General features: G+C 69.6%; 21 protein-coding genes. 7 read left to right on the top strand and 14 right to left on the bottom strand.

What is annotated here, in order from left to right:
- Window positions 1-4 precede the first annotated feature (4 nt).
- The 5 genes from BM417_RS14215 to BM417_RS14195 form a co-directional block, all read right to left on the bottom strand.
- On the bottom strand, window positions 5-658 hold the full coding sequence (locus tag BM417_RS14215; RefSeq protein ID WP_093592838.1) for a response regulator: 654 nt from the start codon (window positions 656-658) through the stop codon (window positions 5-7).
- On the bottom strand, window positions 649-2,160 hold the full coding sequence (locus BM417_RS14210) for a GAF domain-containing protein (RefSeq protein ID WP_143138643.1): 1,512 nt from the start codon (window positions 2,158-2,160) through the stop codon (window positions 649-651). Before BM417_RS14210 ends, BM417_RS14215 begins: the two co-directional genes overlap by 10 nt.
- Window positions 2,161-2,309: 149 nt before the next feature.
- A complete protein-coding gene (locus BM417_RS14205) occupies window positions 2,310-2,918 on the bottom strand; it encodes a hypothetical protein (protein ID WP_093592833.1) in 609 nt (202 codons plus the stop codon).
- Window positions 2,915-3,865, bottom strand: a complete 951-nt coding sequence (gene meaB / locus BM417_RS14200; protein ID WP_093593732.1) for a methylmalonyl Co-A mutase-associated GTPase MeaB — start codon at window positions 3,863-3,865, stop codon at window positions 2,915-2,917. Before meaB ends, BM417_RS14205 begins: the two co-directional genes overlap by 4 nt.
- An 11-nt stretch (window positions 3,866-3,876) precedes the next feature.
- Window positions 3,877-5,067, bottom strand: coding sequence for an acetyl-CoA C-acetyltransferase (locus BM417_RS14195; protein WP_093592830.1), 1,191 nt, complete (start codon window positions 5,065-5,067; stop codon window positions 3,877-3,879).
- Window positions 5,068-5,192: 125 nt separating this feature from the next.
- On the opposite strand from BM417_RS14195, the gene mce reads away from it, so the two are divergent.
- Complete coding sequence (mce, locus tag BM417_RS14190; protein WP_093592827.1) at window positions 5,193-5,630, top strand: methylmalonyl-CoA epimerase; 438 nt, start codon at window positions 5,193-5,195, stop codon at window positions 5,628-5,630.
- Here mce and BM417_RS14185 read toward each other — a convergent pair.
- Both BM417_RS14185 and BM417_RS14180 read right to left on the bottom strand, forming a co-directional pair.
- Window positions 5,602-6,159: a TetR/AcrR family transcriptional regulator gene (locus tag BM417_RS14185; RefSeq protein WP_093592824.1), complete on the bottom strand. Its 558-nt coding sequence runs from the start codon at window positions 6,157-6,159 to the stop codon at window positions 5,602-5,604. The genes mce and BM417_RS14185 overlap by 29 nt on opposite strands.
- A 60-nt stretch (window positions 6,160-6,219) precedes the next feature.
- The gene (locus BM417_RS14180; RefSeq protein WP_093593729.1) at window positions 6,220-6,579 is read right to left on the bottom strand and encodes an SPW repeat protein; all 360 of its coding nucleotides are present in this window, start codon (window positions 6,577-6,579) and stop codon (window positions 6,220-6,222) included.
- A gap of 164 nt (window positions 6,580-6,743) precedes the next feature.
- Here BM417_RS14180 and ccrA point away from each other — a divergent pair, with 164 nt between their 5' ends.
- On the top strand, window positions 6,744-8,057 hold the full coding sequence (gene ccrA, locus BM417_RS14175) for a crotonyl-CoA carboxylase/reductase (RefSeq protein WP_093592821.1): 1,314 nt from the start codon (window positions 6,744-6,746) through the stop codon (window positions 8,055-8,057).
- A gap of 36 nt (window positions 8,058-8,093) precedes the next feature.
- On the top strand, window positions 8,094-9,482 hold the full coding sequence (locus BM417_RS14170) for a coiled-coil domain-containing protein (RefSeq protein WP_093592818.1): 1,389 nt from the start codon (window positions 8,094-8,096) through the stop codon (window positions 9,480-9,482).
- Between the two features lie 233 nt (window positions 9,483-9,715).
- Here BM417_RS14170 and BM417_RS14165 read toward each other — a convergent pair whose 3' ends face one another.
- Window positions 9,716-10,243: a histidine phosphatase family protein gene (locus tag BM417_RS14165; RefSeq protein WP_093592815.1), complete on the bottom strand. Its 528-nt coding sequence runs from the start codon at window positions 10,241-10,243 to the stop codon at window positions 9,716-9,718.
- 24 nt (window positions 10,244-10,267) lie between these two features.
- Between BM417_RS14165 and BM417_RS14160 the strand changes: the two genes are divergently transcribed.
- Together BM417_RS14160 and BM417_RS14155 are read left to right on the top strand one after the other, a co-directional pair.
- Window positions 10,268-10,813 carry a GNAT family N-acetyltransferase gene (locus BM417_RS14160; protein WP_093592812.1) on the top strand — a complete coding sequence of 182 codons (546 nt, stop codon included), beginning with the start codon at window positions 10,268-10,270 and terminating at the stop codon, window positions 10,811-10,813.
- Window positions 10,813-11,505, top strand: coding sequence for an alpha/beta fold hydrolase (locus BM417_RS14155; RefSeq protein ID WP_093592809.1), 693 nt, complete (start codon window positions 10,813-10,815; stop codon window positions 11,503-11,505). The genes BM417_RS14160 and BM417_RS14155 overlap by 1 nt, the downstream gene beginning before the upstream one ends.
- 166 nt (window positions 11,506-11,671) lie before the next feature.
- Here BM417_RS14155 and BM417_RS14150 read toward each other — a convergent pair whose 3' ends face one another.
- Window positions 11,672-11,965 (bottom strand): hypothetical protein, encoded by a 294-nt coding sequence (locus BM417_RS14150; protein ID WP_093592806.1) that lies wholly within the window; start codon window positions 11,963-11,965, stop codon window positions 11,672-11,674.
- Between the two features lie 32 nt (window positions 11,966-11,997).
- On the opposite strand from BM417_RS14150, the gene BM417_RS14145 reads away from it, so the two are divergent.
- On the top strand, window positions 11,998-12,201 hold the full coding sequence (locus BM417_RS14145; protein WP_093592803.1) for an FmdB family zinc ribbon protein: 204 nt from the start codon (window positions 11,998-12,000) through the stop codon (window positions 12,199-12,201).
- Here BM417_RS14145 and BM417_RS14140 read toward each other — a convergent pair.
- Window positions 12,198-12,569 carry a hypothetical protein gene (locus BM417_RS14140; RefSeq protein WP_093592800.1) on the bottom strand — a complete coding sequence of 124 codons (372 nt, stop codon included), beginning with the start codon at window positions 12,567-12,569 and terminating at the stop codon, window positions 12,198-12,200. The genes BM417_RS14145 and BM417_RS14140 overlap by 4 nt on opposite strands.
- A 44-nt stretch (window positions 12,570-12,613) precedes the next feature.
- Between BM417_RS14140 and sigJ the strand changes: the two genes are divergently transcribed.
- The gene (gene sigJ, locus BM417_RS14135; protein WP_245821908.1) at window positions 12,614-13,510 is read left to right on the top strand and encodes an RNA polymerase sigma factor SigJ; all 897 of its coding nucleotides are present in this window, start codon (window positions 12,614-12,616) and stop codon (window positions 13,508-13,510) included.
- Here the strand turns inward: sigJ and BM417_RS14130 are convergent.
- From BM417_RS14130 to dhaL, 4 genes are all read right to left on the bottom strand, one after another.
- The gene (locus tag BM417_RS14130) at window positions 13,507-14,100 is read right to left on the bottom strand and encodes a DUF3558 family protein (RefSeq protein WP_093592794.1); all 594 of its coding nucleotides are present in this window, start codon (window positions 14,098-14,100) and stop codon (window positions 13,507-13,509) included. The two genes, sigJ and BM417_RS14130, sit on opposite strands and share 4 nt — an antisense overlap.
- 43 nt (window positions 14,101-14,143) lie before the next feature.
- Window positions 14,144-15,919 (bottom strand): 3-hydroxyacyl-CoA dehydrogenase family protein, encoded by a 1,776-nt coding sequence (locus tag BM417_RS14125; RefSeq protein WP_093592791.1) that lies wholly within the window; start codon window positions 15,917-15,919, stop codon window positions 14,144-14,146.
- A gap of 792 nt (window positions 15,920-16,711) precedes the next feature.
- Window positions 16,712-17,419: a dihydroxyacetone kinase phosphoryl donor subunit DhaM gene (gene dhaM, locus BM417_RS14120; RefSeq protein ID WP_093592788.1), complete on the bottom strand. Its 708-nt coding sequence runs from the start codon at window positions 17,417-17,419 to the stop codon at window positions 16,712-16,714.
- Window positions 17,416-18,042, bottom strand: coding sequence for a dihydroxyacetone kinase subunit DhaL (gene dhaL, locus BM417_RS14115; RefSeq protein WP_093592785.1), 627 nt, complete (start codon window positions 18,040-18,042; stop codon window positions 17,416-17,418). Before dhaL ends, dhaM begins: the two co-directional genes overlap by 4 nt.

Here is an 18,042-nt window from a genome sequence, read left to right as displayed (position 1 = left end):
CCTCCTAGAAAGCACCGGGGTGGGTACGTCTGCGTCTTGCCGCGTAGACGCCCGCCTCGGTGCGGCGGTCGAAGCCGAGCTTGTGCAGGAGCGACGACACGTAGTTCTTGACCGTCTTCTCGGCGAGGAACAGGCGGTTCGCGATCTGCCGGTTCGTCATGCCTTCGGCGATGAGGTCGAGGATGCGGCGTTCCTGCGGGCTCAGCGCGGCATAGCGCGGATCTTCTTCTGGGCCACCTCTGAGGCGTTGCAGGACAGTGGCCGTGACGCCGGCGTGCAGGAGCGATCCACCGGAGGCGAGAGTGCGGACGGCGGCGACGAGATCGTTGCCGGACACCTCTTTCAGCATGTACCCGGACGCGCCCGCCATGATCGCGCCGAACAGGGCTTCATCGTCCGAATAGGACGTGAGCATCAGGCACGCGGGCGGCGGCTGCACCAGGCTCCTGATCTCGCGGCACACCGTGACGCCGTCACCGTCGGGCAACCGCACGTCGATGATCGCCACGTCGGGTTTGAGCCGCGGTGCCTGCGCGATCGCGGCCGCGGCGCTGTCCGCCTGGCCCACGACCTGGACGTCCTCTGCCTGCGCGAGCAACTGCACCAGCCCGCGCCGCACGATCTCGTGGTCGTCCACCAACAGCACTGCTATCGCCATCTCGCCTCCTGCAGCACCAGTGGAACGAACCAGGTGATGCTCACCCCGGCTCCGGGGATCGAGTCGACCGCGCAGTCGCCGTGGTGGCGCCGCGCCCGAGCCGCCATGTTCGCGAGCCCGCCCGCGTGATGGGACGCCCCGCCGGAATCGTCAGCCAACGGCAAGCCACTGCCGTCGTCCTTGACCATGAGCTCAACACTCGTCACGGTGCGATCGACGCTCACGGCAACAGCAACGTGCTTCGCTCGCGCGTGACGCACCACGTTCGTGAGCGCCTCTCGGAGCGTGGCCAGCAAATCGGGCCTGACCTGGTCCGGCACCACGGTGTCCAACGGCCCTTCGAGCGACACGTCCGGCTCGAACCCCAGCAGCCGAGCGGACTCGTGCACGACGTTCAGCAACTGCCCGCGCAGGCTCGTGCCCCCGGCCGGCGGTTCCTGCAGGGAGAAGATGGTGCGGCGGATCTCGCGGATCGTGCGGTCGACCTCCTCCACGAACCCGCTGATCCGCTCGGAGACCTGAGGCCTGACGCTCGTCCCGGTCAGCCCCTGCAACCCGAGGCCGAGCCCGAACAGCCGCTGGATGACCAGGTCGTGCAGGTCCCTGGCGATGCGGTCGCGATCCTCCAGCACCGCCAGCCGTTCGGTGTCGCCCCGCGCCCGCGTGAACTCCAGCACCAGCGCGGCCTGCGCGGCGAAGGCCTCGATGAGGTCGGGGTCGTCGAAGCCGGGCTCGGTGCTGGACCTGGACAGGATCAGCACGCCGATCGTCCGCTTCCCCACCTTGAGCGGCACGACCGCGCACGGTCCCGGCACCGCGGGCACCTTGCCCTCGGCGTGGCACTCGCCCTGGCCGGACTCGTAGACCCGGTAGGTGACCGTGCCCTCCTTGGGCACCCACATCCCTTCGGCGTCGTACGTGCCGCCATCGGTCACCTCGATGACGAGGTCACCGGTGTGGTCGGGCAGTACAACGGCCGCGAAGTCGGCGTTGGCCGTTGTGCGTGCTGTCTTCGCCACGAGGTAGAGGGCGTCACGGCCGTCCGTGCCCATCAGCAGGTTGGTGGTCACCTCGGCGGCGGCGCGCAGCCAGACCTCACGCTTGCGCGTCTGTTCGTAGCGGTCCAGGTGCTCCACGGCGCTTCCCGCTGCCGTGGCCAGCGCGGTGAGGATGTCGCGGTCCTGGTTGGTGAACTCCGCCTTCCCGCTCAGGAAGAGGTTGCCGAACGTCTCGTCGTGCACCTTGATCGGTGCGCCCAGGAAGTCCGCCAGGCCGATCGAGCGCGGATCACCGGACGTGATCTGCACCTGGCCGTCGTGGTGGGCGGTGAACTCCGTCAGCTCCTTGTGGCCGTTGATCACGGCCAACGCTCCGTAGGGGGCCCCGATCAGGTCGCAGGCCGACTCGACGGTGTGACGGAGGAGATCGGGGAGGGTGTCGACTTCGGCGAACGACAGCACGACGTCCAGCACTCGCTGTTCTGTGCTCACGTTGCCGCCCACGGCTTCACCCCCTGGGGGGATAGAAGTGACACCGCACGAACGACTGAGGGTAACTCCACTCAGTAGTCAAGGGGGAGACCATCACTGCAAACAGTGAACTTTGGGACTACTGAGAGTAGAGGGGCGTCTTGCTTGGGGGGCCAGGCGGCTCAATGCAGGCCGACGCTGAACCCCTCGTCGATGACTCCGCGGTAGATCTGCGGGGCGAAGGTCCGCAACCCGTGGTCGAGCGGCGCGATGAACCCGGCCGAGTCGCCCAGCGGCAGCCGGTACCCGTTCTGCACCCGGTGGAACTCCCACAACGGCTCCATCGTCGGGTGCCCTGGGCGGAACTGCTGCGGATCGCGCGGATGCAGGTCGACGCGCACCAGGGTCCGGCGCACCAGGGCGTCCGCGAGCTGGACCGCGCGCTCCTGGGTCCGGGAGATCGAGATCGCGCCCAGCTCCTGCCAGGCGACCGCCCACGGCATGCCCTGCGGGTCGTCCAGGCGGATGCCCTGCTGCTCGATGATCAGCTTGCGGGGCCGGGAGATCGTCTTCCACTTGACCACGGCCATCACGCCGATGCCGGTGAACACGATGCCGATGACGGCCGCGATGCTGCCACCCACCGGTTCACCGTCCATGAACGCGGTGACGGCGCCGACCAGGGCCAGGATGCCCAGGATCCCGGCGACCGAGCCGCCGATCAGGACTTTGCGGGTGTCGCTCTTGCCGAGGTCGATGACGACAGGCGGAGGCGCTCCCCAAGCGGTCATGGCCGCAGGTTACCGCTGATCAACAGCTCCGCCGCCGCGAACGGGTCCAGTTCACCCTCGACCACGCGCTTGGCGAGCTGGTCGACGGGGCCGAAGCGGGTGCGGACGCGTTCGACGGCGATCGCCTCGATCTCGGCGCCCGCGCGGCGCAGGCGGCGTTCGGTCAGTTCGCCGTGCTCGGCCATCCACGACTGGTGTTCGGTGATCGCCTCGACCACGCGGTCGAGGCCTTCCATGCGCGCGGCCACCGTCTTCACGACGGGGACGCGCCACGACGGGCCTTCGCGGTCCTTGCGGCCGAGCGAGATCATGTACTTGAGGTCGCGCGCGGTCTGGTCGGCGCCGTCGCGATCGGCCTTGTTGACGACGAAGACGTCGGCGATCTCCAGGATGCCCGCCTTCGCGGCCTGGATGCCGTCGCCCATGCCCGGCGCGAGGAGCACGAGCGTCGTGTCGGCCAGCGCCACGATCTCGACCTCGGACTGACCGACGCCGACCGTCTCCACGATGATCACGTCGAACCCGGCCGCGTCCAGGACCCGCAGCGCCTGCGGGGTGGCCCAGGACAGGCCGCCGAGGTGGCCGCGCGTGGCCATGGAACGGATGAAGACGCCGGGATCGGTCGCGTGGTCGCCCATCCGCACGCGGTCGCCCAGCAGCGCGCCGCCGGAGAACGGGCTGGACGGGTCGACGGCGATGACCGCGACGCGCTTGTCCTGCTCGCGAAAGGCACGCACCAGCGCGTTCGTGGAGGTCGACTTGCCGACGCCGGGAGCACCGGTGATGCCGATGACCCGCGCGTGCCCGGTGTGCGGGGCGAGGGCCGCCGCCACCAGGGGCAGCTGTGCACTCCCCTGTTCCACCAGGGAGATCAGCCTGGCGACCGCGCGCGGTTCGCCGTCACGCGCGCGGTCGACCAGTCCTGCTACGTCAACAGCTGTGGCCACAGCCAAGGACACTAGGCCTTGGAGGGCACGCGGATGATCAGAGCGTCGCCCTGACCACCACCACCGCACAGCGCCGCCGCACCCACGCCGCCGCCCCGGCGCTGCAGCTCCAGAGCGAGGTGCAGGGCGATGCGGGCGCCGGACATGCCGATCGGGTGGCCCAGCGCGATGGCGCCGCCGTTGACGTTGACCTTGTCCTCGGAGATTCCGAGCTGACGGGAGGACACGATGCCGACCGCCGCGAACGCCTCGTTGATCTCGATCAGGTCGAGGTCGGAGGGGTCGATGCCCTCCTTGGCGCACGCGGCCTTGATGGCGTTGGACGGCTGCTCGTGCAGCGAGGCGTCCGGACCCGCGACGACGCCGTGCGCGCCGATCTCCGCGATCCACTCGAGGCCCAGTTCCTCGGCCTTCGCCTTGCTCATCACGACCACGGCGGCCGCGCCGTCGGAGATCTGCGACGCCGAACCCGCGGTGATCGTGCCGTCCGGCGCGAACGCCGGGCGCAGCTTGCCGAGCGAGTCGGCGGTCGTGTCGGCGCGCACGCCCTCGTCCGTGCTGAACAGGACCGGGTCGCCCTTGCGCTGCGGGATCGCGACCGGCGCGATCTCGGCCTCGAAGACACCGTTCCCGGCGGCCTTCGCGGCGAGCTGGTGCGACCGCGCGGAGAACGCGTCCTGCTCCTCGCGCGTGACGCCGTAGCGGCCGTTGTACTTCTCGGTCGAGACGCCCATCGCGACCTGGTCGAACGCGCAGAACAGGCCGTCGTGCGCCATGTGGTCGACCATCGTCACGTCGCCGTACTTGAACCCGCCGCGCGACTTCGGCAGCAGGTGCGGCGCCTGCGTCATCGACTCCTGGCCACCGGCCACGACGACGTCGAACTCGCCGGCGCGGATCAGCTGGTCGGCCAGCGCGATCGCGTCGATGCCGGACAGGCACACCTTGTTGATGGTCAGCGCGGGCACGCTCATCGGGATGCCTGCGGCGACCGCGGCCTGGCGGGCGGGAATCTGGCCCGCGCCGGCGGTGAGCACCTGACCCATGATCACGTACTGCACCTGCTCGGGGGCCACGCCCGCGCGTTCCAGTGCCGCCTTGATCGCGACGCCACCCAGCTGGGCGCCCGAGAAGTCCTTGAGCGATCCCAGCAGTCGGCCCATCGGGGTACGCGCCCCGGCGACGATCACGGAACCGGACACAACTGCCTCCATTGGAAGAGCGAACGGTCGTTAACTAGGCACCATACCTGGGGCTACTGGGCGGTAATCGTGTGAGACCCCGCACAGGAGCACCTGCACCGATCACGTAGATACCCTTGCCCGCTATGAACGCAGAACTCGCTCGATTCGTGACCGCGATCGACCATGTGGGCATCGCGGTGCCCGATCTCGACGTGGCCATCGCGTTCTACCGCGACAACTTCGGCCTCGAAGTGGCGCACGAAGAGGTCAACGAGGAGCAGGGCGTGCGCGAGGCGATGCTGCACGCGCCCGGCGACCACGACGGCACCGCGATCCAGCTGCTGGCGCCGCTGAACGAGGACTCGACGATCGCCAAGTTCATCGGCCGCTCGGGGCCCGGCCTCCAGCAGCTCGCCTACCGGGTGTCCGATGTGGACGTCGCGGCCGACGCTCTGCGGGCGAAGGGCCTGCGCCTGCTCTACGAGGAGGCGCGACGCGGCACGTCGAACAGCCGGGTCAACTTCGTGCACCCCAAGGACGCCGGCGGCGTGCTCATCGAGCTGGTCGAGCCAGCGCGTTAGCCACGAAGCTCAGTTCGCGGTCGATCGGGTCCTCCTCGTCGCTGTGCCTCGCCACCGAATGCCGGTAGCTGACGGCCAGCGCGAGGAGCGCCGCGGCCGCCTCGACGTCCTTGATCGCGACCGCCGCGCCGCCCGCGGCCAGGATGACCTGCTTGATCTGCGCCGCGACGTTCTCGTAGCGCGCCTGCATCGCGTCGCGCACAGCCGAATGCGTATCCGCTTCACGCCACAACAGGTGTGACAGCAGCGGCGAGGCGTTCAGGCGTGCGTCGAGTGCGGCGACCAGGCGCCTGAGCGACTCCGCGATGTCCCCCGCCACGACGACGCGGCGGTGGTCGACCGTGCTGTCCGGCAACCGCGCGACGAGCGCGGCGAGCAGATCCTTCTTGCGGTTGAAGTAGTAGTGCACCAGGCCTTTGGGCACGCCGGCGCGTTCGGCGATCCGCGAGGTCGGGGTGGCGTCGAAGCCTCCGTCGGCGAACAGCTCCTCGGCCGCGGCCAGGATGCGCTCCTTGGCCGAATCCTCCACGCGTCCTCCATGGGTGTGTGGGCCCAAGAACGTTCCTGGGCCCACAGGTTTCCTGACTGATCAGTGCGGTTGCGCCGCAGCCGAGTGTGCCGCGTTCGCGGAGGGCATCGCCAGCGCTCCCGCGGCAATGGTGAGCACGCCACCGACCCAGGAGACCCACGAGGCCGCCATCAGGTCGCTGTAGCTCATCACCCACGGAGAGATGAACAGCAGTGCTCCGAGCACCATCTGCACGTACTCCCCGTAGATCATCGCGGGCATGGCGAGGTCGACGAGTCCGTCGATCGCGATGAGCGCGCCGAGCACGATCATCGTCCACATGGCCGCGTTCGAGGTGTCCACGACGAGCGGAGACAGCAGCACCAGAACACCGATCGCCACCTCGGTCCAGTCCTGCCACCTGGTCCACGCCTTGGTCATCTCCACCACCTCCTCCTTCTCGGACACCTTCGATAATCCTCTTTGGTTGGCCGCCCGGTCAACACTTCTGAGTGGAATCCCTCACAGGCGTGCATCTGAATCGGTTACTGCTGAGTAACCTCCGGCAACCTGCGACTATCCCTCACTAGGGAAGGAATGCCGCCGTGCAGAAGATCCTTGACGCGATCCTGGCCGACGAGCTGGACGCCATCGGTTCGTTGGACGTTCCGGAGAGCTATCGGGGCGTGACCGTGCACGCGGACGAGGCCGACATGTTCTCGGGCCTCGAGACGAGGGACAAGGACCCTCGCAAGTCGCTGCACGTCGACGAGGTCGCCACGCCCGAACTCGGGCCGGGCGAGGCGCTGGTCGCCGTCATGGCCTCCGCGATCAACTACAACACCGTGTGGACCTCGATCTTCGAGCCGGTGTCCACGTTCGGCTTCCTGAAGAAGCTGGGCGGCCGCCACGACCTGCCGTACCACGTCGTGGGATCGGACCTGGCCGGCGTCGTCGTGCGGGTCGGCCCCGGCGTCACCGCGTGGAAGCCGGGCGACCGCGTCGTGGCGCACTGTCTGGACGTGCCGCTGGAAGCGCCGGACGGGCACAACGACACGATGCTCGACCCGCAGCAGCGGATCTGGGGCTTCGAGACGAACTTCGGTGGACTCGCCGACCTGGCGCTGGTGAAGTCGAACCAGCTGATGCCGATGCCCAAGCACCTCACGTGGGAAGAGGCCGCGTCGCCGGGCCTGGTGAACTCCACCGCGTACCGCCAGCTGGTGTCGACCAACGGCGGCAACATGAAGCAGGGCGACACGGTCCTGATCTGGGGTGCGTCCGGCGGTCTGGGTTCGTACGCCACGCAGTTCGCGTTGAACGGTGGCGCCACGCCGATTTGCGTCGTCTCCTCGCCGGAGAAGGCGGAGATCGTTCGTTCCATGGGTGCCGAACTGATCATCGATCGCTCGGCGGAGGGCTACAAGTTCTGGAAGAACGAGCACGAGCAGGACCCGCGCGAGTGGAAGCGGTTCGGCGCGCGCATCCGCGAGCTCACCGGTGGCGAGGACCCGGACATCGTGTTCGAGCACCCCGGCCGGGAGACGTTCGGCGCGTCGGTGTTCGTGGCGCGCAAGGGCGGCAAGATCGTCACGTGCGCGTCGACGTCCGGCTACATGCACCAGTACGACAACCGGTACCTCTGGATGAACCTCAAGAGCATCATCTCCTCGCACTTCGCGAACTACCGCGAGGCCTGGGAGGCGAACCGGTTGGTCGCCAAGGGAAAGATCCACCCGACAGTGTCCAAGGTGTACTCAATGGACGAAACGGGCCAGGCAGCACACGACGTGCACCGCAACGCACACCAGGGCAAGGTCGGCGTGCTCTGCCTTGCGCCCGAAGAAGGTCTTGGTGTGCTGGATCACGAACTACGCGCACAACACCTCACGGCTATCAATCGATTCCGGGGTGTGTGACCTTCTGGGGTTACCCGAACGGGTAGCGTGAGGGGCATGGGCCTCGCCGACGACCGTGACCTCGTCCCACTGGGATCCGGCTTCGACATCGTCAAGCGCGGTTACGACCGCGCTCAGGTCGAGGATCATCTCGAACGCCTCGACTCGGATCTGCGGCTGCTCGCCGCGGACCGCGATGCCGCCGTCTCCCAGACGTCAGATCTGGCGCGCCAGCTGGAAGCCGCACGCTCGGAGATCACCGAGATGCGCAACCAGGTGGAGCGCCTGTCGCTGCCGCCGACGACGCTGGAGGGGCTCTCCGAGCGCCTCCAGCGCATGCTGCGGCTGGCCCAGGACGAGGCCAACGAGATCAAGGCCCGTGCCGAAGCGGAGGGCGGGCACATCCGCGCCAAGGCCGAGGCCGACGCGGGTGTGCTGCGCCAGCGCTACGAGAAGCTCATCGCCGAACTCGACGAGCGCCGTGCCGCCATGGAGTCCGAGCACAAGAGCGTTCTCGAGACCGCGCGCAACGAGGCGGAGAAGATCGTCTCCGAGGCGGAGTCCGCCGCCCGCAAGATCGCCGACGAGTCCGAGCAGCGCCGCGTGACCGTCGAAGAGGACTTCGAGATCGCGATGGCCGCCCGCCGCTCCGAGGCGATGGCAACGTTGGCCTCCCAGGAGGCAAACTCCAAGGGCGAGGCAGACCGGCGCCTGCGCGAAGCCGCCGAGGAGGCCGCCCGAGTCCGCGCCGCGATCGCGACCGAGCAGACCACCTCGAAGGCCGACGCCGAACGCCGAGTCCGCGAGGCCACCGAAGAGGCGAACCGCCGCCGCCACGACTCGATCACCGAGGCCACCGCGCGCATCCAGGAAGCGACCGACGAGTCGAACCGCCGCGTCCGCGAGGCCACCGAGGAAGCCAACCGCCGCACCACCGCCGCCACGCAGCGCGTCGACCAGCTCCGCAACCTCCGCAACCGCCTCTCGCACCAGCTCCACAACGTGCGGACGGCGCTCCAGGAGGTCGTGCCGCTGCTCGACCCGGTGGACGAGGAGAAGCCCGCGGCTCCCGCCCAGGCTCCGGCCCAAGCTCCGGCTCAGGGACAGGGCGGCGCTCCGGTGCCGGCCCAGCCCGCCCAGGCTCCGCAGCCCGGTCCGGCGAGGCCCGCCGCGCCGCAGGCTCCCGCCCAGGCCCAGGGGGCTCAAGCCGCTCCTGCCGCGCCGAACAAGCCCGCCCAGGCACCGGCTCCGCAGGCCGCGCCCTCGGCGCAGAACAAGCCGGCGCAGGGATCGCAGGGCCAGTCTCCTCAGGGCCAGGCATCCCAGGGCCAAGCATCGCAAGCTCAGGCATCCCAGGCCCCAGCTCAGGCGTCGCAGGCTCAGTCACCTCAGGTCGACGGCCCCACGGCCAAGCTCGCGCGCCCGCAGACGGCCAAGAAGTCCTGACGCAGCAATCCCACCTCGCGAGCCCGCGCCGCAAGCTCACCTCGCAAGCGTGCACCGCAAGCCCGCGCCGCAAGCTCACCTCGCAAGCGCGCACCGCAAGCTCACCTCGCGAGCCCGCACCGCGAGCCCACCTCGCGAGCGCGCACCGCAAGCTCACGCAGGGGTCCCCCGCCCAGGGGGACCCCTGATTTCAATTATCCCAGCCGGCACCGACAATTTCGCGTCCGCGCAGGTCAGCCCATGACTTCGTAGATCGCCGGCATCGGCATCGCGCGGCAGAACTCCCAGTCCGCGCGCTGCCCCGCCGCGATCAGCGCGCGCGTCAGGAACGTCCCGTGCGACCCGACGAGCACAGTCGCGTCCGGATACTCCTCACCCATGCGCGCCAACGCTTTCCCCGCCCGCACGGTCAGCGCGTCGAGGCTCTCCCCCTCCCCGTGGGCGAAGCCGGGATGAGCCCAGCTGTAGGCGTACCGCGTCTCCCAGTCCGCGCTCGGCAACAACCCCGACTCCCACTCCCGCAACGACGGCCAGGTCGTCACCGCGAGCCCCAGCGCGTCCGCGGCCGGCCTGACGGTCTGCACGGCGCGCAACAGCGGGCTCGACAGCACTGCGGCGGGTGCGTACGCGGCGAGTCGCTCGACCAGCGCCTCCGCGGCGGCCAGCCCGGCAGGGGCCAGCGGCCGTTGGTCGTCGTCGGGCTCGCCGAGGCGCGGCAGGACGGATTGCGCATGGCGTACCAATACGATTCGCGTGGACACAACACACCATCTTGGGGGAACAGGATGTTCGTGAAATCGCTGGGCGTCGACGGCGCCGAGCTCAGGCCGTTGGACCCGTGGCAGGCCGAGGAGTTCTTCGCGCACATGGAGCGCGGCCGGGAGTTCATCGGGCAGCACATCGGGTTCGCGGACAAGGCCAAGGACCTGGAGAGCGCGCGGGACCTCCTGCAGGACTACGCGGACAAGGCGGCGGCCGACACCGGGCGGATCTTCGGGATCTGGCTGGACGACAAGCTGGTCGGCGGCGTGCTGTTCCGCGTGATGGACATCCCGCAGGGGCGCGCCGAGGTCGGCTGCTGGCTGGAGCCGGCCGCGACGGGCAAGGGGCTGATCACGCGGGCGTCGAGGATCCTGATCGACTGGGCGATCTGCGAGCGCGGCGTGCATCGGGTTGAGTGGCTGGTGTCGTCGGAGAACGCGCCCAGCATCGCGGTCGCGCGGCGGCTCGGCATGAGCAGGGACGGCGTGCTGCGCTCGTACTTCCTGCACCACGGGGTTCGTCAGGACCTCGAGGTGTGGTCGGTGCTGGCGCCGGAGTGGGAGAGCTGATGGACGATCTGGTGCTGCTGCACGCCTTTCCGCTCGACGCGCGGATGTGGGACGTGCCGGGCGCGCTGACGCCGTCGTTGCGCGGCCACGGCGAGCCCGACCTCGACACCGTCGCGGAGCAGGTGCTCGGCGTGCTCGACGAACGGAAGCTGGACAGCGTCGTGCTCGGCGGCTGCTCGATGGGCGGCTACATCACGATGGCGTTGCTCAGGCGCGCACCGGAACGCGTGCGGGGCCTGATCTTCGTCGACACCAAGCACACCGCGGACGCGCCGGAAGCGGCCGCGAACCGGCACGCGATGGCCGACCGCGTGGAACGCGAGGGCGTCGGCGACTGGCTCGCGGACGCGATGCTGCCGAACCTGCTCGGCCCCAACGCCTCGGACACAGCACGGGCCTCTGTGCGCACCATGATCCTGGAGCAGCGGGCCGAGGACGTGGCGTGGTGGCAGCGCGCGATGGCGAAGCGGCCGGACTCCACGGACGTGCTGGAGTCGCTGGACGTCCCGTCGCTCGTGCTCGTGGGCGAACACGACAAGCTCACGCCGCCCGACGTGGCCGCGAAGCTCGCCGTGACGCTCAGGCACTCCACCAGCGAACGCATCGAGGACGCGGGACACCTGCCGCCCGTCGAGCAGCCGGAGGAGTTCCGGGCACGACTGGAGCGGTGGCGCGAGCAGGTCGAGATCTAGCGGCGTGGCCCGGAACGTCGGCTGGGTAATTCACGCTCAGCAGGGCACCTCGTGGTGTCGCCCCCACGCCCACGTACAACCAGTACGAGGACGTGGGGGCGGTACGACGATGCACCCGTCTGACCGCGAATTCGCCCGGCAACATTCCGGGCCACGCCACTAGCGACTACCAGCGGCGCGCGGTCGGGCCTCGCCGGCCGCGCGAGTCCCAGCACGTCTGGTGCCAGTGGCGGCGTTCCTCGACCGAACCCGTGTCCTGCGCGGGCCACGCCACGACGTGCGCGACGCCGGGGCGGATCTCGTGGTCGCAGCCGGGGCAGCGGTAGGTCTTCTGGGCCTGCGCGCCCGAGATGGCGCGGACCAGCCAGTCGCCGTCCGGGCCTGACTCGGCGCGCGCCCAGCCGACGCCCCCTCCAAGGGGACGGGATTCTTCTGGCTTGGGGCTGTTACGACGTGGCACGACAACACGTTAACCGCTCGTAGAATCGGTCCGTGCCGACCTACGAGTTCCGTTGCCGAACCTGCGACGACACCTTCGACGTGCAGCGCCCGATGAGCGAGTCGTCCTCGCCGGCGAACTGCCCCGAGGGCCACCCCGACACGGTGAAACTGCTGTCCATGGCCGGTATCGGCGGCACGCAGCAGGCCGCGGCCGGTGGTGGCGGCGGGTGCTGCGGTGGAGGCTGCTGCGGCTAGCGCCGGATCCGCAACAGGTAAAGCACGCTCGCGACGAGCAGCGCCGCGGCGAGGGGAACGTGCAGGGCCGTGAGGTGGAACACGCCGATGTACACCTGAGCGGTGATCAGCGCCAGAAAGCCCACGGCGTACCAGATGGGCTGAGCTGGCCCGCCGCCCGGCCGCCACGCGAGAACCGCGACGACGACGTGGACGACCGTCACGACCCACAACGTGTACGAGCCGGCGCTGTGCAGGACGTGTCCGTACGGGACGGTCATCATCAGCCCTGCGGTGATGGACTGAACGAAGACGGCCGCGGCCTGCAGAGCGACGGTGGCGTGCAGGAGCTTCAGGTTGGCGGGTCTTGCCGTGGATTGCGTGGCCATGACAGTCCGACGACGCAGCGGCCGGAAATGTGAGGCGGGGGACGTTGGCTGATCCTGGTGTGCACGCGATCGTGAGCGAACGGCGGCAGCTGCTGAACCTCGCCTACCGCCTGCTGGGTTCACTGACCGACGCCGAGGACGTGCTGCAGGAGACCTACACGCGGTGGTACGCCCTGTCACCGGACCAGCGGGACACCATCGAGTCCCCCGGAGCGTGGCTGACCAGGGTGGCCGGTCGCGTCTGCCTGGACCTGCTGGGGTCTGCCAGGGCCAGGCGGGAACGCTACGTGGGCGAGTGGATCCCTGAGCCGCTCCCGGACCGGGAGGAATGGGGCGGCGGGCCCGACCCAGCGGACCGCGTCACCCTGGACGAGTCGGTCACCATGGCGTTCCTGGTGGTGCTGGAGCAGATGACCCCGGCGGAACGGGTCAGCTTCGTGCTGCACGACGTCTTCCGGTTCCCGTTCGCGGAGATCGCGGGCATCGTCGGCAGGAGCCCTGCGGCGTGCCGGCAACTGGCCACGTCCGCGCGGCGGCGGATTCGCGCATCGCAGCGCGACGAGATCCCGGCCACGCGGCAGGCGGACGTGGTGCGAGATTTCAAGCAAGCGTGGGAGGCGCAGGACATCCGGGCCCTGATCGCCTTGCTGGACCCGGCGGCCGTCATGATCGCCGACGGCGGCGGCCAGGTCCCCACGGTGCTGAAGCCGGTGGAAGGCCGCGAGCAGATCGCCCGCTACCTCGTCGGCATCGGGAAGATGGCGCCGGATCTGACGATCCTCGCCAGGACGGTCAACGGCAGGCCGGGCCTGGTGGCGACGTACGACGGTGTCGCGGTGACGGTGGCGGCGATCGAGGCGGAGAACGGCCAGATCACCAGGATCTGGGCGGTGCGGAACCCGGAAAAGCTGAAGTCCTGGCGAACCGCGGGACAGGACTAGGCCGTCTCGCGGTCGATCAGCACCTCGGCGACCTTGCGGCCCTGGTCGCAGACGCTGCCGAACTTGCCGGACGAGTCGATGATGATGATTCCGAGCCCGCCACCGTTGTAGGGCAGGGCCAGCACGCACGACGGTTCGACGTCCTGCTCGTCGGAACGGTCCAGGTAGACGACCTTGTGACCCTTCACGTCCCAGTCACCGGTGGTGCGCTCGATCGTGATCTGCTTGCCCTCGCGATACCGCAGGGAGACGCCCACCTCGACGTCGTCGATCTTCGTCGTCCACCGGCACGACTCCTCGAACGTCGAGTCGTAGTTGATCTGGGTGGGCGGCGTCTCGGCCTTGGCGCCGGGGTAGGGCAGGTCCGTCCACTTCAGCTTCGCGCAGGTGGGCGTGATCTCGCCGTCGATCGGCGAGCTCTCCGGGTCCTGCGACTCGCTCGGATCCGTGCTCGGATCCGTGGAGCCCTCCTGGTCGAACGGCGAGGCGACGTCGAGCGGTGCCTGCGCGACCGGACTGCCCTCGATGGTCGCGCGGGCACAGCCGGACGCGAGCACGAGGACAGCCAACAGGAGCACCAGTCGCCGCATGCCACCACCATGCCAGACGCGACATGGTGCCCCTGTTAGCGGCTCACGAGTAGTCGCGGAATCCCTTGCCCGTCTTGCGGCCGAGGCGACCGGCCGTGACCAGGTGTTCCAGCAACGGCGCCGGCGCGAACCCCGGCTCGCGGAACTCGTTGTAGAGCGTGCGCTGGATCGCCAGCGACACGTCCAGCCCCACGACGTCGAGCAGCGCGAACGGTCCCATCGGCAGGCCACAGCCGACCTTCATGGCGTTGTCGATGTCGTCGGCCTCGGCGTAGTGGGCCTCCAGCATCTTCACCGCGTCGTTGAGGTACGGGAAGAGCAGCGCGTTCACGATGAAACCGGCCACGTCACCGCAGTGCACCGGGTGCTTGCCGAGGTCGAGGCAGATCTTGCGGGCCGTCGCGACCACGTCGGCGCCCGTGGAGATCGTCTCCACGATCTCGACCAGCTTCATGACCTGCGCGGGGTTGAAGAAGTGCAGGCCGACGACGTCCGCGGGCCTGCTCGTGGCGGCCGCGACCTCGATGACCGGCAGCGAGGACGTGGTCGTCGCGAGCACCGCACCGGGCTTGCACACCTCGTCGAGCGCCGCGAAGACCTCCTTCTTGATCCCGATCTCCTCGGCCACCGCCTCGACGACCAGGTCGCAGTCCGCCAGTTCCACGAACTCCACGGCGGGCGAGATGCGGGCGAGCGTCGCGTCGCGGTCCTGTTCCGACAGCTTGCCCTTGCTGACCGCACGCTCGAGCGACTTGCGAACCGCGCCGATCGCCTTCTCGGCCTTGTCCAGACCGCGGGCCCGCAGCACGACGTCGTACCCGCGCTTGGCGAACACCTCGGCGATGCCCGTCGCCATCGTGCCCGTGCCGATGACGCCGACCCGTTGAACTTCCCGAGCCTGCACAGCGCTGTCCACTTCGGACGGCGTCTGCACGTCCTTGACGACGACAGGCGAGTCGGGACCGTCGTAGGTGTAGAAACCGCGCCCGGTCTTCCTGCCGAGGAGACCCGCCGTGATCATCTGCTTGAGCAGCGGCGCCGGCGAGTGCAGCCGGTTGCGCGACTGGTGGTACATCGTGTCGAGGATCTCGTACGCCGTGTCGAGACCGATGAGGTCCAGCAGCGCCAACGGTCCCATCGGATAACCGCAGCCGTACCGCATGGCCGCGTCGAGGTCCTCACGCGTCGCGTACCTGGACTCCAGCATCTTGACCGCGTGGTTGAGATACGGGAAGAGGAGCGCGTTCGCGATGAAGCCCGCCCTGTCCCCGATCACGACCGGCGACTTGCCCAGCCGCTCGGTGAACGCGACCACGTCGGTGATCACGTCCGGCTCCGTGACGACCGTGCGCACGACCTCGACCAGTTTGAGGACCTGCGTCGGGTTGAAGAAGTGCAGCCCCACGACCTTGCCCGGCCGCTTCGTCACCACGCTGATCTCGGTGATCGAGAGCGACGACGTGTTGGACGCGATGATCGCCTCGGGCTTGAGGATCTCGTCCAGTTCGCGGAAGATCCGCGCCTTGAGCTCGACGCTCTCCGGCACCGCCTCGATGACGAGGTCGCAGTCCTGGAGACTGCTCAGGTCGAGGCTCGTGGTGACCCGGCCGTGCAGCGCCGCGTTCTCGTCAGCGGTCAGCTTCTCCCGCTTCACGGCCCGCTTCGTCGAGTGCTCCAGGTGCCCGAGCCCGCGCTCGACACCGGCCGCGTCGACTTCCACCACCTTGACCGAGAGCCCGGTGCGCGCGAGTACCTCCACGATGCCCGCGCCCATGGTTCCGAAGCCGACGACTCCGACGGTGTTGATTTCGCGCGCCACTGCAGACCTCCCATGCGGGGTAAAGCGTGGGCTACCAAGGAGTAACTTGCGGGCGACTATGCCACTCCCAGCGCTGGCGGGAGCCGTGAGCTTCGCCATCAGGATCGAAACAGTTATCGGTCCAGCAAACGCCTAGACCCGGCCTTTTGCCTGATGAACCCAGGTGGGTGAACGCGGAGTTGCGCCATCCGAGTCGGGGAACGGCTTGGTCGGGCACGGCCTTGTGGCTCGCGGGCCGCATCGGAGCTGGCGGGGCTGGGGACCGCCATGCGGACGCGGGCCGGACGGAGCCAGCACGGCTAGCAAGCACTGCGGGACGCGCGAGTGCCATCGAACTCGGTGGACCCTCCAGGGGCGTGCGGGTCGCGTCGGACTCAGCGCAGTCGGGGCGGCTGCCGCGCCGAGGACAGCGTTGAGGCCGAAGCCGGCAGCGGCGGACGAGCAGGCTGGTTCGGGGCAGCGCCTTCAGGACGGGCATGGTTTCGCCACGCGACCGCCCCCACGCGACGCCATCGGACACCGCGCGGCACCACCCCCAGCTAGCCGCTCACACGGCACAGCCCCACCCACTAACAGCCGCTCACACCGCGACCCCACCCTCGGTCAGCCACCCACACCGCACAGCCCGCCTCGACCAGCCCACCCACGAACAGCCGCACGACCCGCACAGCCCACCTTGGCCAGCCCGCCCGCACCTCACAGCCCCGCCTCGGCCAGCCCGCCCACACCGCGCAGCCCGCCTCGGCCAGCCCGCCCGCACCTCACAGCGCGGGCCCGCACCTGCGACGGCCGCTAGTCGTCGAACCCCCTCTCCGCCAGCTCCTCGATGCGGCGCACCGCCTCCCCCGCGTCCTTGCCCGTGGCCACCACGGTGATCGACTTGCCGCCGGGCGCGCTCAGGCCCATCAGCGCCAGCACGCTCGCCGCGTTCGCCTCCTCGTTGCCGTAGCGGACGACCACGTCGGCGTCGAGTTCGGCGACGGTGCGGGCCAGCAAGGCCGCCGGGCGCGCGTGCAGGCCTACCTCGTTGGTCAGCAGCACTTCCGCCGACACCGCGTCCGGCACCAGGTGCAGGGCTGGGCGGCTGGGGGCGGCCACCGGGGCCTCGCCGGACGCGCCCTCTGCCGCGGCCGCCACGTCGGCCAGCGAAGCGGCTCCCTGGGCGGCGACGGCCGCGGCCACCGCGCCTTCCACCAGTGGTGCGTCCACCACCACGTAGCGGGACGGGTCGTCTGCCGACTCCACGGCCATCTCGGCCGTCATCTTGGCGCTGCCCAGGTCGTAGAGCACGACGACGCCCGCGCCGGAGTCGGCGTCTGCCAGGGCTTCGACCACCGAGGCGTAGTCGGTGCCCAGGCCGCCCTCATCCGTGCCGCCCACCGGGAGCACGGAGACGTCGGGGGCCATTTGAGCGGCCAGTTCCGCTACGCCGTTGGCCAGCATCTCGCTGTGCGAGACGACCACCAGGCCCACGCGGCTGGTGTCCGCGGCCGCCGTCATGCCTTGGCCGCCGCGTCCGCGAAGGCGCGCAGCAGCAACGCCGTCGACCTGGCGCCCGGATCCAGGTGGCCCGCGCTGCGCTCACCGAGGTAGGAGGCTCGGCCCTTGCGCGCCACCATCGGCACCGTCGAGGAGGCGCCTTCGTCGGCCGCGTCGGCCGCCGCGGAGAGGGCGGCGGCCACTGAGCCTTGCGCGCTTGCCGCTGCTGTCACGGCTGGAGTCAGGGCGTCGACCATCGTCTTGTCGCCCACCACGGCCTTGCCGCGCGCGACCACGCCCTCCAGCGCGCCCTGCAACGCTCGGGCGACCAGGTCGCAGTCGAGCTCGGCCGCGTCGCCCACCGCGGCCGACGCGCGCAGGAAAGCGGTGCCGTACAACGGGCCCGCGGCTCCGCCCACCGTGGAGATCAGCGTGGTGGCCACCAGTTTCAGGACCTTGCCGGGGGTGTCCGGCGGTTCGGCGTCCAAACGGGACAGCAGCGCGGTGAAGCCGCGCTTCATGTTCTCGCCGTGGTCGGCGTCGCCGATCGCCTGGTCCAGGCGCACCAGCTCGTCGCGGTGCTCCTGGACGACAGCCGCGGCGGCTCGCAGAGCCGTCACGACGTCCGCTGCCGTGCAGCCCAC

The organism is Lentzea waywayandensis, assembly GCF_900115955.1.
Taxonomy (GTDB): domain Bacteria; phylum Actinomycetota; class Actinomycetes; order Mycobacteriales; family Pseudonocardiaceae; genus Lentzea; species Lentzea waywayandensis.
Note: the sequence above shows the minus strand (reverse complement) of the source record. Positions and strands in the feature narration are given on the sequence as shown.

What these genes read in the sequence shown, in the direction of transcription:
- BM417_RS14215 (WP_093592838.1), bottom strand. Translation starts at nt 658, where the DNA reads ATGGCGATAGCAGTGCTGTTGGTGGACGACCACGAGATCGTGCGGCGC.
- BM417_RS14205 (WP_093592833.1), bottom strand. Translation starts at nt 2,918, where the DNA reads ATGACCGCTTGGGGAGCGCCTCCGCCTGTCGTCATCGACCTCGGCAAG.
- mce (WP_093592827.1), top strand. Translation starts at nt 5,193, where the DNA reads ATGAACGCAGAACTCGCTCGATTCGTGACCGCGATCGACCATGTGGGC.
- BM417_RS14180 (WP_093593729.1), bottom strand. Translation starts at nt 6,579, where the DNA reads ATGACCAAGGCGTGGACCAGGTGGCAGGACTGGACCGAGGTGGCGATC.
- BM417_RS14170 (WP_093592818.1), top strand. Translation starts at nt 8,094, where the DNA reads ATGGGCCTCGCCGACGACCGTGACCTCGTCCCACTGGGATCCGGCTTC.
- BM417_RS14160 (WP_093592812.1), top strand. Translation starts at nt 10,268, where the DNA reads ATGTTCGTGAAATCGCTGGGCGTCGACGGCGCCGAGCTCAGGCCGTTG.
- BM417_RS14155 (WP_093592809.1), top strand. Translation starts at nt 10,813, where the DNA reads ATGGACGATCTGGTGCTGCTGCACGCCTTTCCGCTCGACGCGCGGATG.
- BM417_RS14140 (WP_093592800.1), bottom strand. Translation starts at nt 12,569, where the DNA reads ATGGCCACGCAATCCACGGCAAGACCCGCCAACCTGAAGCTCCTGCAC.
- BM417_RS14130 (WP_093592794.1), bottom strand. Translation starts at nt 14,100, where the DNA reads ATGCGGCGACTGGTGCTCCTGTTGGCTGTCCTCGTGCTCGCGTCCGGC.
- dhaM (WP_093592788.1), bottom strand. Translation starts at nt 17,419, where the DNA reads ATGACGGCGGCCGCGGACACCAGCCGCGTGGGCCTGGTGGTCGTCTCG.